Here is a 13,591-nt window from a genome sequence, read left to right on the forward strand (position 1 = left end):
GAGCGCAACCCGCGCCCGCCCACCCCATTCCCTGCCCCACGGAACGGAAATCGTCGCCCCCATGCGCCTGCTCGCCGTCATCGCCACCGGCCTCGCCCTGCTCGGGGCTGCCCCGGCCCCACCCACGCCGCCACCGGGTGCCTCCTCGGCTCCATCCGCTGTGACCTGGGGGGTGGCGCCATCGAGTCCGGACGGACCGAACGGCCGTCCGGCGTTCACCTACAAGCTCGACCCCGGCGCGACACTGACCGACTACGTCGCGGTCACCAACCATTCGACGCGTCCGCTCACCCTGAGCCTCTACGCCAGCGACGCCTTCACCACCGAAAACGGCGGTTTTGACCTGCTGGCCGGCGGTCAGCAACCCACTGATGTGGGTTCCTGGATCGGCTTCACCCAACGCAGTGTGACGATTCCGTCTACGTCGCGACTGAACGTTCCGTTCACCCTCACGGTGCCGGAGAACGCCACACCGGGCGACCACGCCGGAGGTGTGGTCGCGTCACTCACCACCACGGCGGCGGATGGCCAGGGCAACCAGGTCGCCGTCGACCACCGCGTCGGTGCCCGGATCTACCTGCGGGTCACCGGTGAGCTGAGTCCCGCGTTGACTGTCGAGAACCTTCGGGTACGGCACACCGGGTCGCTGAACCCCCTGGTCGGTGGCACGCTCACCACCACCGTCACCGTCCGCAACATCGGCAACGTCCGGCTCACCGGCCTACCCACGCTCGAGGTGGCCGGCCCCCTCGGCCTCGGCCGGCGGTCCGTGGAAGCGGCGGACCTACCGGAGATCCTGCCCGGTGGTGAGGTGACCACCACCGTACGGATGACGGGTGTGCCGCCACTCTTCCGGCTGACCACGAGGCTCACTGTCACCCCCGCCGCCGTCGGTGACCAGGTCCTTGACCCGCCACCACGGGGCGATACGACGCGGGCCACCGTCTGGGCGGTGCCCTGGCTACAACTGGCCCTACTGATCCCGATCGGGCTCGCCGGGTGGCTGCTGATCGTTGCCCGCCGCCGGCGGCTTCGAGCGATCGCGCAGGCGGTGGCCGCCGCCCGTGAGCAGGGCCGGGCGGAGGCCAGCCGGACGACGTCGCAGGACGCTGCCAACAACGGTGCCGCTCAGGAACCGCACGAGACAACACCATCACGTCGCCTGGGGAGCGAGCAATGACGATGAAACGCAGGTGTGCCGGCGCGGCCGGCCTTGCCCTGGCCGGCCTTGCCCTGGCCGTAGGGGCCGCGCCGGCTGTCGCTGAACCGGCCACGATCGGCGCGACCGATGCGGACCTGGTGTCGGTGACGCTCGACGGTGACGCGATGTCACTGCGGATCCGAGACGCCGGCCAGGTGGCCCGCGACGTGCCGGGCTACGACCCGGCCGAGGTGGTGCTCGGCCCCGGCGGGGGTTTGGCGGGCCGGGTTCCGGCCAGGTCAGCCCTCGCCTTCCTGGGGCCGGCGGGCCAGCCGGTGTGGTCGCTGTCCGCCGGCGACACCAGGTTCCCCACCCTGGACACCACCGGGGTACCTCTGGGCGCTGTCATCGAGGACACGGTGACGCTGCGCCTGCGGTCGGTCGAGGGGCCGGGCACCTTCACCGCCTACCGACTGTCGGGCCTCGAAGGGGCGACCGCGTTGTTCGGCAGCGGCACGAATCTGCCGCGGTCTCTGCGACTACCAGCGGCTACGCGTACCGATGGTGTGGTGTGGGCCTTCGACGCGGCCGGCGACTATCGGCTCACGCTGACCGTGTCGGCGGACCTTCGCTCCGGCAAGGCGGCCAGTGCTGAGGCGACATATCGGGTTCGCGTACCCGAGATCGTCCCGCCTGGGCAGGTGCTGCCGTCGGCTGCGCAGCCTCCGCGGCCCGGCAGTCAGCCGGACACGGTGGTGCTCGCCCCGACCGCCGCCGAAGTGAGGCCGACTGCGATACCGAAACCTCTCGCCGCGCCGATGGCGCCGGCCGCCGCGAAGACGGGCACCACCACGGAGACGGGTGCCCAGCAGGTCATCGCCGACGGACACGTCGACATGGGGCCGCAACTCGCCGGAGCCGACTGGACAATTCGGATCAAGGACGATCGCACCAGCCCGGCTGTCTGGCGAGAGACCGCCGACGTGGTGTTGTGGATCAAAGACAACGCGAAGATAACTGTACCCGCCGGCGCGGACTTTCTCGGCGCGCAGGGCGATTCGGTCTGGCTGCTGCCACAGTCCCAGCAGTCCGGCATCGTCTGGCCGGGCTGGAACACCCAGCACGAGTCGGTCGTCTCCGGTATCAAGGGCGACGTCACCTGGACGCTGAAGGGCGTTGACGGGCCCGGGCGGTTCGCGCTCTTCCTGACCGGCTCGTTCGGTGAGGCCGACGTGCTGTTCGACTCCGCGACGTCGTTCCCGCAGCAGCTGGTTGTTCCGCTGAACACGCACGCGCACGGAAACTGGGCCTTCAGTAAGCCCGGCCTGTACCGCCTCGCGGTGCAGATGAGCGGCACCACCACTGCCGGCAAGGCGGTCACCGACACGAAGACGCTCACCATTGCCGTCGGCGACAGCACCGACCCGAGCGGTGGCTTCGGATCGGGCAGCGGCTCCGGGGACGACGGACAGGACCAGGGCGGCACCGGCCCGCTGCCGCGTACGGGCGCGGGGTGGGTGTTGCTGGCCGGCACGGTTGGCGTCGTCCTTGTTGTCGCCGGGGCGTTGCTGGTGCTGCTTGCCCGTCGCCGTGCTGGTGCCAACCAGGAGGGCTCGTGATTCCGGCGCCCCGGTCCTGGTGGCGGCGGGCGATCCTGCCGCTGCTGATTGTGGGGCTGGTCGCCGGCTGTCGGTCGGAGGTGGCGTTGAGCGCGAACGACGAGCGCCTGCAGGTCATCACGACCACCGGAATCCTGCGCGACCTGGTGCACCACGTCGGCGGTGACCGGGTAGCGGTCAGTTCGCTGGTGCGCGACGGTGCCGATCCGCACAGCTATGAGCCGTCGCTGCGCGACATCCGGGACGTGGTCTACGCCGACGTCGCCTTCAGTAACTATCTGCTACTCGAAGAGCAGGCCATCATCAAGGCGCTGGACGCCAACCTGCGCGCGGGGGTGCCGAACATCTCGCTGGCAGAGGGAGCGGTGAAGTACGCCGCGGAGATTATCCCGCTGGTCGAGGACGTGTCGCTGGACACCCTCTGGTTGGGCATGCGGGTACGGGGGACTGGTGCGGTGCACGGTGCGAACCGCGCCTCGGACGTGTTGCTCAGCGCGACATCGGCCGATGGTCCGGGTGGTGTGGTCGCTTACCTCACCGAGTCGTTCGGCAACCCGTCGGTCTACGTGGACTCCACCGACGGGTTCGATCCGGCAAATGGCTTCCGTGCCGACACCGCCGTGCTCCCACCCGACGCGCACACGCACATGAGCTGGGCGTTCACCAAACCCGGTGTCTACCGGCTGAGCATGCGGGCGACGCTGTCCGTTGACCCGCAGGCACCATCGGTTCCCATGGGCGAGCAGGTGTTCACGTTTGCCGTCGGGGTGGATCCGCACTCGGTGCCGGGCATGCCCGAGGCGACGGTCCTGAATGCCGGCCACGCTGATCTCGCCGTTGACCTCGATCAGCAACGGCTCTACCTGTTCGCCGACCCGGAGGGTAGTGGGGAGGCCGAACAGCGGGTCTACGATCCGGCCCGCACGGTCATCGAGGTGCCGGGTAAGGCGCTGCTGGAGGTGCCCGGTGATCGCCGGCTCCGGTTCCTCGGCCGACCCGGAAGTCGGGTGTACCAGCTTCCGCAGGCGGTACTCGGCAAACACGTACACGGGGAGATTGACCCGCATCTGTGGCAGAACGTGCGAAACGCGATCTCCTACACCGAACTCATCCGCGACACCCTCATCGAGGCCGATCCCCGAGGCGCAGCGGCCTATCGGTCGAACGCCTCGGCCTACATACACAGGTTGGAGCAGCTCGACACGTACGTGCGCAACACCATCGCCGAGATCCCGCCGTCGCGACGGCACCTGATCACCACTCATGACGCCTTCGGCTACCTCGGCCAAGCGTACGGGGTGACCATATCCGGGTTCGTCGCCCCGAACCCGGCCGTCGAACCGAGCCTTGCCGACCGGCGCCGTCTTACCGAGACGATCCGCAACCTGAAGATCCCGGCGGTGTTCCTGGAGCCGAACCTGGCAGCCCGGTCTACCACCCTCAACGAGGTGGCTCGTGAGGAGGGGCTCCGGGTGTGTGCGATCTACGGCGACACCTTCGACCGCGACATCACCAACTACGTGCAGATGATGCGGTTCAACGCCGAATCGCTGCGTGACTGCCTGACCACCACCAACCAGGGGAGGCCTCAGTGACATCCGGATGGGTGCGACGCCGCACCCGCACCCGCGTACGCGGACTGCTCCCACGCTGCGTGCTCGCGGTGCTGATCGTGCTGACGACGACGCCGGCTGCCGCGGCGGCGCAGGAGCCCACCCCGGGGCTCAGCCAGTCGATCGCCGCCGACCAGCCGCTCACCACCGGTCGAGCGGAACTCGGCGCTGGACACATCGACCTCGGCCCCCGCTACGTCGATGACCAGTGGACACTGATGATTCACGACGGTACGCAGGCGCAGCCGGTGTGGCGTGACCCCGACGAGACGGTGTTGCGGGTGTCCGACGCGGCGCTGCAGACCGTTCCGGAGGATCCGGCGTACGCGTTCCTCGGCGTTGACGCCGGCAAAAAGGTGTACGTGGTGCCGCAGGTCCAGAACCCCGATGTCGTCTGGCTCGGCTGGAACACCCAGGACCCCCGCATCATGGAGCGCATCGACCGTGGCATCACCCTCTCCCTGCTTGGCGTGGACGGCCCCGGAACCCTCACGACGTACCTGCAGTCGGGGAACTTCGCGGCCCCCGAGCCGCTGTGGCGCTCCGTCGAGCCGAAGGCACAGCCGTTTTGGGCGGAGGTCAACACCCACACCCACGCCAACTGGGTCTTCACCGAACCGGGTGTCTACGTGATCGCGGTGCAGGTCTCCGCCGACCTGATCAGTGGGGAGACAGTGTCAGCGACCCGCGCGGTGCGCTTCGCCGTGGGCGACGGCACCAGCGTTGACGAGGCGTACGCCGCCACCGCCGACCTCCCCGGGTCGGCGGAACAGGCCTCGCCGGTCAGCGACCGCGCCGAGGCCGGCAAGCCAGCCGCCGAGTCCATGACTCTGCTCCTCCCCGCGATGGTGACGCTGGCGGTCCTGCTCGCCACCGGCCTGGTGCTTGTGCTGCTGCGGGGACGCCGGGCCAAGCGGCAGGCTGAGCGAGAAGGCGGGACCTCGCTGTCCGGGGGTGACCGTTGAGCGAGCTCGAGGTAGATCAGCTGGCGGTGGACCTCGGTGGTCGACCGGTCCTGCGGGACATAAACCTGTGCCTGGACCGGGGTGAGCTGGTCGGGCTCCTTGGCCCGAACGGCGCCGGTAAGACCACCTTGCTGCGCGCGATCCTGGCGCTGACCGGTATCCGCGCCGGCCGGGTGCTGGTGGGGGGCAAGCCGTCGCACCCCGGCCGCTGCGAGATCGGCTATGTCCCCCAGCGCCACGAGTTCACCTGGGACTTTCCCATCTCCGTTGAGCAAGCCGTGTTGAGTGGCCGGACCGGCCGCATGGGGCTGTTCCGCCGCCCCGGCGTCGCCGACTGGCGGGCGGTCGGTGCCGCGCTGGACCGGGTACAGCTCACCGAGCTGCGTCGCCGACCGGTCGGCGAGTTGTCCGGTGGGCAACGTCAACGCGTCCTGGTCGCTCGCGCGCTGGCCCTCGCGCCGCGGATCCTCCTGCTGGACGAGCCGTTCACCGGGCTGGACATGCCCACCCAGGAACTACTGGGTGACCTGTTCACCAGTTTGGCCGGTGCGGAGCACGCGGTACTGATGACCACCCATGACCTCGTAGCCGCGGTGGACACCTGTAGCCGACTGGTCCTGCTCAACGGCCGGATCATCGCCGACGGACACCCGGCGGACCTGCAGGACGCCGCGCTGTGGATGACGACTTTCGGCGTGAGTGACACCTCCCCGTTACTGAAGCTCGTGAGGGCGATCTGATGTCGATCACCGACTTTCTCACCGACCTGTTCAACCCCAACCTCGCGTTCCTGCCGAAGGCCTTGGCGATCGCGGTGATGTCGAGCATCGTCTGCGGTGTCGTGGGTTGCTACGTGGTCCTGCGGGGCATGGCCTTCATCGGCGACGCCGTGGCCCACGCGGTCTTCCCGGGAATCGCGGTCGCCTTCGTCCTGCAGGGCAGTCTGGTCCTGGGCGGAGCCGTCGCAGGGGTTGTCACCGCGCTGCTGATCGCGATCTTCTCGCAGAATCGACGGGTCAAGGAGGACTCGATTATCGGTGTCTTCCTCGTTGGCGCGTTCGCCCTCGGCATTGTGATCATTTCACAGGCCCCGGGGTACGCCGGGTCCCTGCAACAGTTCCTGTTCGGCTCGATCACCGGCATTCCCGATCGGGACCTCTATGTCGTCGGTGGCGCCGGCTTGGTCATCCTCGGCCTGGTGCTCGCTCTGCACAAGGAGTTCGTCGCGGTCTGCCTCGACCGGGAGATGTCGCGCTCGATGGGGCTTCCGGTCTTCTGGCTCGACATCGTGCTCTATGTTCTGGTCACCCTCGCCGTGGTGATCTCGTTGCAGACGATCGGAAACATTCTCGTCCTCGCCTTGCTGATCACCCCTGCGGCGGCGGCGCGTCTGCTCACCGACCGACTCGGCGTGATGATGCTGCTCGCCCCGGTGATCGGCGGCTTGGCAGCGGTGGTTGGCCTGTATCTGTCGTGGAGCTACGACACACCCGTTGGCGGCACGATCGTGCTGATCGCCACGGCCGTCTTCCTTGCCGCCTGGTTGCTTGCCCCTCGACATGGCCTCGTGGCCAGGCGGTGGCGGCGGCGGGGTGGGCAGGGTGACAGTTCCCGGCCCTCGTCACTGTCCGACCCCGGATCCCGTCAGGAGGCGTCACCGGTTGCCCGGTAGACCGCCCGGAGGGGTTTCCGGCCCACAGCGTGCCGATCCACCGAGGACGCACCACCGTGACCGACCCCACCCGACAGTCACTTTCCCCAGTTAAAGAAAACGACTATCATTTCCAATAGCCGCGGTCCAAGGGGGACCGCGGGGAAGGAGTTCCTTCGTGCGTAAGCCCATTCGCCTGCTGCTCGCCTCCGGTGCGGCAACCGCGGCGCTGCTCGCGGCAACGCAACCAGCGCAGGCCTCACTGGTGAGGTTCAGCTCCGGGCACATCGACCTGGTCGACATCGCCTACGAGGCCGGCGAGCTGGAGCTCGGTGTCCACGACGAGGACAACGACGTCGAGTACGCCACCGACGAGGTGAAGATCGTCGTCACGCAGCAGGCCGAGGCGACGGTCCCGAACGACCCCGCCTTCGATTTCCTCGGCACCCCCGGCGTGTCGACGGTGTGGATCCTGCCCCAGATCCAGGACACCGACCTCGTGTGGCCCGGCGTCGCCACCGAGGAGGTCGAGGCCGGCGTCTTCACCGACGACGAGCTCACCCTCGCGGTGCAGTCGGTCAGCGGGCCCGGGGAACTCGCCCTCTACACCGAAAACGCGGTCGGGCAACCCAACATCCTCGTCGACAGCGGTGCCGGTCTGCCCGACACCATCGCCCTGAACGCCGGCGACCACCAGCACTACAACTGGGCCTTCGACCGCGCCGGCACCTACTGCGTCACCGTCAGCGCCACCGGCACCCTCGCCGACACCGGGCAGCAGGTCAGCAGCGAGGCGGTCACCCTGCGCGTCGTGGTTCAGGGGTGAGCACCATGCACCTCCGTCGCCGAATTCTCACCGGCCTCGCCGTCACCGCCGCGCTGCTCGCCGGCACCACCACTACCGCTGCCGCAACGCCGATCGTGATCTCCCGCGGTCACGTTGACGTCCTCGACGTCGACTACGCCGACGGCGCACTGACCGTCAACCTGCTCGACGACGATTCGGTGGAGCGCGACCCCGCCGATGTCATCCTGCGCGTTCCCCATACCGCCGAGGTCACCGTGCCCAGCGGTAGTGAATGGTCGTTCCTCGGCACCGACAACCAAGCCTGGGTGCTACCGCAGTCCAGCAGTTCCGAGCTGCTGTGGGCCGGCTGGAACACGGCCGAGGTGCCCAGTGGCGTGTTCCAGAACAACCGGGTCACCGTCACGCTCACCAACGTCACGGGGCCGGCCGGCTTCAGTGCCTACACCGTCTCCGGCGGCACCCCGTCGGTGCTCTTCGACAGCGGTGACGGGCTCCCCGACAGCCTGAATGTCAGTCACAACACCCACGCCCACGTTAACTGGGGCTTCGACGCCGCCGGAACCTACGGCGTCACCTTCGAGGTCACCGGCGTGCTTGCCGCCAACGGCACCACCATCAGCTCCGGCGCCAAGACCTGGACCTTCGAAGTCCTTTCCTGATCCCCACCCCCGAGGCCGCCAACCACAGACGCCCGCAAGGTACGGGAAATCTGTGGGCAGCTGAGCCGGCCGGCGCGGGCCCAGCACCCCTGGGCCTCGCGCCGGCCACGTCTATCCCAGTGCGGCCGTCCGGCCCGACTGCGGCAGGAGCCGCGCGCCGGCCCAGGATGAGGAGGCCGGTCAGGGGCGCTCGATCCGTGTCGGGTCGCCCCGGACCAACTCGTCGTGGGCGCGCCTTCTGGTGGCCACCAGCGCTCGCTGGGCTGCCTCGTCGCCGACGGCGAGCCGTTGCCGTAGCAGCCGCAGGGCGATGCCGCGGTTGAGGCTGAACTGCCGCTCGGTGTCGACCACGACGACGGTGCCGGTCGGGCGGTGCGTGGCCCGCACGGCAGTGCTGGCCTTGTTGCGGTGCTGACCACCCGGTCCACCCGTGCGTACGGCAAGCACCTCCACGTCAGCCTCGGCGAACCGGGTGACCGGGGCGTCTACCTCGCACCGACGGGCTGCGACGTACCAGTTCTTTCTGCCCTGGCCGGCGCGGTAGGGGCTGGGCGCCTGCCAGCACAACGTCCCCGTCCAGCCGTCGGCGAACGCCTCCACCCCGGCGCCGGTGAGTCGGAGTAACACCGACCGGTAGGTGCCGGGCCGGTCGCCGACGACACTGTCCAGCCATACCACATCCACGTTGTTGCGGGCGGCGTCGGCCTCCAGCCGGCGTAGCAGCCGGGCCAGTGCCCAGGCGCACTCCTGGGGACCCCGGCCAGCTGACAGCAGGAGGTGCAGGTTCATCGCTGCCCCCGCCGCCGGCGTTCGGGTCGTCGATCGCCGCCCGGGGTGACCCCCATGTCCGGGGTCTTGTAGGTGACCAGTGGGACCGTGGTCGTCACCGGGGTGGCGAGCTCGTGGGCAACCAGGTCACCCACCACCTGCTCGATCCGCTTGTACGCGGCCGGCGCCTCCTCGAAGAGCAGCTGCCGGTCGCCGCAGACCACCAGTGAACCCAGCGGGGTGCGGCGCAGCTCCTTGACCGTGTGCTTGGCCCGGCCCCGGCGCAGCGCGTCCGCCCGGGACATCTTGCGGCCCGCCCCGTGCGCCACCGAATGATTGGCCTGCGCGCCCGCGTGCCCGGCCACCAGGTACGACGGGGTGCCGCGGGTGCCGGCGACGAGCACGTCCCGGCCGTCGCCCGGCGCCGCGCCCTTGCGGTGCAGGTAGTGCCCGTCGCGTACCTCGACCAGGTTGTGGCATTGGTCCACGATCGGCGCCGTCGGCTCGGCACCCAGCGCGATCGCGGCCCGGGCGGCCAGCAGCCGCCGGTTCAGCGAGCCCCAGCGCACCGCGTCGTCGTGCCGCGCCAGGTACGCGGCCGGGTCCTCGGCGGGCCCGGCGCCGCGCTGCTCGGTGTGCGCGCGCAGAATCCGCTCGCCGAGGCCGCGGGACCCGCTGTGGACGACGAGGACCGTGTCGCCGACGGTGAGCCGCAGTCGCGCGGCGTGGTCCGGGTCGAGGACCTCGCCGACGCGGGCGAGCTCGACGAAGTGGTTGCCTCGCCCGACGGTACCGAGACCGTCGAGGTGGCCGGCGGGGATGTCACCGTCCAGCACGGACCAGGCCGGGTCGTCGGCGTCTCGGTCAGGGTCGAGCGGGCGGTCCAGGTCGGGGAAGCGGGCAGCGAGCCGCTCCGGTACGACCCGCTTCAGCATGATCGGGAAGACGGCGATGCCACAGCCGATGTCCGAGCCGACCAGGTGGGGGTAGAGCACGGTCGAGGTCATCGCGGCGCCGATCGGGGCGCCCTTGCCGGGGTGCAGGTCCGGCATGCCGGCGACATGGACCATGCCGTCGAGGGCGGCGACCTGGTGGCACTGGTCGACGGCGTCGGACTCGACCCAGCTGGTCGGGGAGGCGAAAACGGTAACGGTGGCAGGGGTGGGTGCCGGTCGGGACTCCGGCCGGGCAGGTGGAACAGACAAGGACGCTCGCTTTTCGTCAAGGTTTGGGTGGACGGCCGCCGATCGCGATGGTGTGGCGGCGACGAAGGTGCTGCCCTCACAACGACATGCCGCCCAGCGTCCCGGACTGCACTGTCGCCGACAACCGACTTTTGGATCCGCCGGCACAGACGGATCACCCCGTACGGGCCCCGGTTCGAACGGCGCCTCGTCTACCGAATCACCATTGTTCGAACATGAGTGGTGAACGTACCCGCTATGTAGGTGTGGAATAGCACAGAGACACTGTCGTCCTGATAACTCCATGGGTCGGCGCGCTCCCACGGCAACGCCGCCGTCGACACCACCCCGGGGGCCACCAGCAACGGCACGCCCGCGAAGGTGGTGAAGACGGCCGCATGGGCGTGGCCGGCCACGACCGCTACGACCTGCGGGTGGCGGGACAGCACGGTGGCCAGGGCCGACGGATTGCGGAGGCCGATCGCGTCGATGACAGGGATACCCAGAACACCCGGCGGGTGGTGGAGAGCGACGAGGGCGGGAACCTCGGGTGCCGCGGCCAGCCGGGTGTCCAGCCATTCCAAGCTAGACGGCGACAGTAGGCCATCGTCTCCACCCGGGACCGAAGAATCTGCCAGCACAATCTGGACGCCACCGTGGACGGCTGCCGACCGCCGAGGAGCCAGATGTGCGGCGAAGACCGGGGCGACGTCGTGGTTGCCTGGGCACATCAGTACCGGGAGGCGGCCGTGTAACGGCTTCAACACCTCGCGTACCTGGGCGTATTCCTCCGCCGTGCCGTTTTCCGTCACATCGCCGGTGATGATAACGGCGTCCACGGCACCGGGCAGGCCACACAGGTACGACACCACCCGGCTCGCCCGGCTCGCGCGGGTAGCGCTGCCGTCAAGATGCAGGTCACTGAGGTGCGCCAGGACGGTCATGTCCGGCTCCCGACGGTTTTCGTACCTTCGGTCTCGGCCGAAACGTCGGGGGGCGGATTGTTGCGACCGTGCCGCCAGCGAGCCCACGCACCAAGGCACATCGCCGCGGATAGCACCATCACACCGATGAAGGTGGTGGTGGACTGGTGTAGTCGCGGGTCGAACGACTGTGCCACATACGTGATGATCAGATTCGTTCCGAACAGCATCGACACGGTGATTGGTTCGGTGCGGACGATGCCCGCCTGGAGCAGGTACAGCGAGATGATGACGCCGACGATGCTGATCAGCAGAATTGCGCCGATGTTGCGCGGCGTGTAGGCGCCGAAACTATTCCGCGCGACCAGCAAACCCAGGGTGGCCACGATGAGTACACCGAACCGGGAGGCCATCATTTGCGGCACAGACATGCCCTTGTCGCCTAGGCGCTTGGTGAAATAGGTGACGGCGGCCAGCGCGAAACTGGTCAACACGCAGTAGATCAGGCCCGCCGCAAGGTCGTCCGGTGGAAGATCACCAATCGCCGACGAGCCGGTCCAGGCAGCCGCGACCAGGAAGCTCATTGCCGCCAGCATCCCTAGCGCGGCGACCAGCTCCAGGCGGAGCACCCGCACGCCGGGACGCAGCTTGAAGCCGAGCGCGATGGTAATGCCGGGTACCAGGCCGAGGATCACCGAGTTGGCCATGGCCGGCTCGAACACGGTGAACGCGTACAGCACCGCGACCCAGCACACCATTGTCGACACGTTCAGCGCAATGACCTCCGGCAGGCAGCGCCGGATCGTGGCCAGGAGCGCCCTCTTGTCCCGGCAGATCAGGAAGTAGAAGGCCTGCGCGAGGACGAATGAGTTGAACGCGATGAACTCCGGCGACAGGTGTTGGACCAGCGAGCCCTCGAACACCGACTTGGTGGAGTTGATTACGCAATAGCCCAGGACCAGTAGGGTCCCCAAAAAGGGGGCGAACCGGCTCGGCGATATAACGCTACGCGACATTGTAGAAACCCTCTCCGTCGAGGTAGCGCACCGTCATGTAGTCACGCATGAGGATGCCCTCCGCCTCGTGCATCAGGTGTACGAGCATCGGATACGTCATATCGTTGGTGGTCTGCGCCAGTTCCTGCCCGGGGTCGACCCGGGTAAGCCGGCCGTGGTAGCTCTCCAGGGCTTCGATCTCGGTGATTCTCGGGTAGTTGATCAACTTTCCGCCAGTCGGCGCGATCATGTTCACGCACACGGCGTGCCGCGGTATCTCGTAGTGCCGTTGCCAGTTCGCCAGGAAAGTGTCTGGGTCGGTGTACGCGGTGACCGTCCATTCCAGCTGGCTGCTGCCCAGTGCCGCCCGGGTCAGCAACGGCAGTTCAGCACCGCATACGCGCGCCCCGGTCTCGATCAGCCGCGGGCCGTCCGGGGTCAGCTTGACCTCGGTGTGTGCGGGACCGTTTGCCACCCCGAGTGCGTCCAGCACCTGGCAGACGTAGCTGACCAGGGCCTCCTGCTCCTGGCCGTCCCGGGCCATCAGCTGCGAGCCACCGAGCAGGTCACGCACACCGTTGACCCCCAGGTGGTGGGTGCGCCACAGGTCACAGACGTGATGCCGGCCGTCCATGCTGACGGTATTCACGTAGTATTCCGCGCCCACCAGGTACTCCTGGGCGACAACACCGTCGTCGCCCTGTCCCAGCGCGCTGCGCCGACCGGTTAGCCATTCGAACGCCAACCGCACCTCGGCCGCGGTGCCACAGAACCGCACGCCGTCGTTCAGCGAGCCACGCAGCGGCTTGAGCACAACCAGCCGGTCGGTGTCGCCGTACCAGTCGAGCAGCGTGTCCAGGTCGGTGGCGAGGACCTGGTCGGCGGTTGGCAGACCAGCCGCTCTAACCGTCTCGGTCATCCGGAACTTGTCCCGGCGGGCACCGCTCAGCGCGGTCCCGTTGGTACGGACCCCGATCGACTCACTCAGAGTGTCCGCCATCTCGACGCCACTCTCGGCGCCGGCGAGCAGCGCGACCGGAGCGTACGGCCGGATAGCGGCCACCGTGGCGTGCACGTCGCCGGCGTGCACGACGGTGTCCAGGAAATCACCCGCCTGGAACGACGACGCGAACAGCGCGGGCGGGTCGGTCAGGCTCTGCACGTGCAGGCAGTCGTAGCCCGCGGCATGAAATAGCGGGGCCAGGTGACGCGCGGTGGAAAAGGCGTCGACGATCGCGACGACAGGTCGATGCGTGGAACTCATG

Annotated in this window: 13 protein-coding genes; 8 read left to right on the forward strand and 5 right to left on the reverse strand. The window is 68.6% G+C overall.

The window, feature by feature from the left end; translation table 11 throughout:
• Positions 1 to 61: 61 nt before the first annotated feature.
• The 8 genes from AC1UKG_RS13940 (at position 62) to AC1UKG_RS13975 (ending at position 8,456) form a co-directional block, all read left to right on the forward strand.
• Positions 62 to 1,180, forward strand: coding sequence for a WxL protein peptidoglycan domain-containing protein (locus AC1UKG_RS13940; protein ID WP_482642157.1), 1,119 nt, complete (start codon positions 62 to 64; stop codon positions 1,178 to 1,180).
• Positions 1,177 to 2,760, forward strand: a complete 1,584-nt coding sequence (locus AC1UKG_RS13945; protein ID WP_475890458.1) for a TIGR03773 family transporter-associated surface protein — start codon at positions 1,177 to 1,179, stop codon at positions 2,758 to 2,760. Before AC1UKG_RS13940 ends, AC1UKG_RS13945 begins: the two co-directional genes overlap by 4 nt.
• On the forward strand, positions 2,757 to 4,355 hold the full coding sequence (locus AC1UKG_RS13950) for an anchored repeat ABC transporter, substrate-binding protein (RefSeq protein WP_018745890.1): 1,599 nt from the start codon (positions 2,757 to 2,759) through the stop codon (positions 4,353 to 4,355). Before AC1UKG_RS13945 ends, AC1UKG_RS13950 begins: the two co-directional genes overlap by 4 nt.
• A complete protein-coding gene (locus tag AC1UKG_RS13955; RefSeq protein ID WP_482642156.1) occupies positions 4,352 to 5,338 on the forward strand; it encodes a choice-of-anchor M domain-containing protein in 987 nt (328 codons plus the stop codon). Before AC1UKG_RS13950 ends, AC1UKG_RS13955 begins: the two co-directional genes overlap by 4 nt.
• Complete coding sequence (locus tag AC1UKG_RS13960; protein WP_482642155.1) at positions 5,335 to 6,078, forward strand: anchored repeat-type ABC transporter ATP-binding subunit; 744 nt, start codon at positions 5,335 to 5,337, stop codon at positions 6,076 to 6,078. The genes AC1UKG_RS13955 and AC1UKG_RS13960 overlap by 4 nt, the downstream gene beginning before the upstream one ends.
• Positions 6,078 to 7,010: an anchored repeat-type ABC transporter permease subunit gene (locus AC1UKG_RS13965; protein ID WP_482642154.1), complete on the forward strand. Its 933-nt coding sequence runs from the start codon at positions 6,078 to 6,080 to the stop codon at positions 7,008 to 7,010. Before AC1UKG_RS13960 ends, AC1UKG_RS13965 begins: the two co-directional genes overlap by 1 nt.
• Before the next feature lie 157 nt (positions 7,011 to 7,167).
• Entirely contained in the window at positions 7,168 to 7,815 is a 648-nt protein-coding gene (locus tag AC1UKG_RS13970) for a choice-of-anchor M domain-containing protein (protein ID WP_018745894.1), read from the forward strand.
• A 5-nt stretch (positions 7,816 to 7,820) separates the two neighbouring features.
• Complete coding sequence (locus AC1UKG_RS13975) at positions 7,821 to 8,456, forward strand: choice-of-anchor M domain-containing protein (protein WP_482642191.1); 636 nt, start codon at positions 7,821 to 7,823, stop codon at positions 8,454 to 8,456.
• A 180-nt stretch (positions 8,457 to 8,636) separates the two neighbouring features.
• Here AC1UKG_RS13975 and prfH read toward each other — a convergent pair whose 3' ends face one another.
• The 5 genes from prfH to AC1UKG_RS14000 form a co-directional block, all read right to left on the reverse strand.
• Positions 8,637 to 9,245 carry a peptide chain release factor H gene (gene prfH / locus AC1UKG_RS13980; protein ID WP_018815316.1) on the reverse strand — a complete coding sequence of 203 codons (609 nt, stop codon included), beginning with the start codon at positions 9,243 to 9,245 and terminating at the stop codon, positions 8,637 to 8,639.
• Positions 9,242 to 10,429 carry an RNA ligase RtcB family protein gene (locus AC1UKG_RS13985; protein ID WP_018745897.1) on the reverse strand — a complete coding sequence of 396 codons (1,188 nt, stop codon included), beginning with the start codon at positions 10,427 to 10,429 and terminating at the stop codon, positions 9,242 to 9,244. Before AC1UKG_RS13985 ends, prfH begins: the two co-directional genes overlap by 4 nt.
• Before the next feature lie 191 nt (positions 10,430 to 10,620).
• Positions 10,621 to 11,352: a metallophosphoesterase gene (locus AC1UKG_RS13990; RefSeq protein ID WP_482642153.1), complete on the reverse strand. Its 732-nt coding sequence runs from the start codon at positions 11,350 to 11,352 to the stop codon at positions 10,621 to 10,623.
• Positions 11,349 to 12,347 (reverse strand): EamA/RhaT family transporter, encoded by a 999-nt coding sequence (locus AC1UKG_RS13995; protein WP_482642152.1) that lies wholly within the window; start codon positions 12,345 to 12,347, stop codon positions 11,349 to 11,351. The genes AC1UKG_RS13990 and AC1UKG_RS13995 overlap by 4 nt, the downstream gene beginning before the upstream one ends.
• Positions 12,337 to 13,590, reverse strand: a complete 1,254-nt coding sequence (locus AC1UKG_RS14000) for an ATP-grasp domain-containing protein (RefSeq protein WP_475890456.1) — start codon at positions 13,588 to 13,590, stop codon at positions 12,337 to 12,339. The genes AC1UKG_RS13995 and AC1UKG_RS14000 overlap by 11 nt, the downstream gene beginning before the upstream one ends.
• Position 13,591 lies beyond the last annotated feature (1 nt).

It is taken from the genome of Salinispora sp. CH2A1_6, from assembly GCF_056820975.1.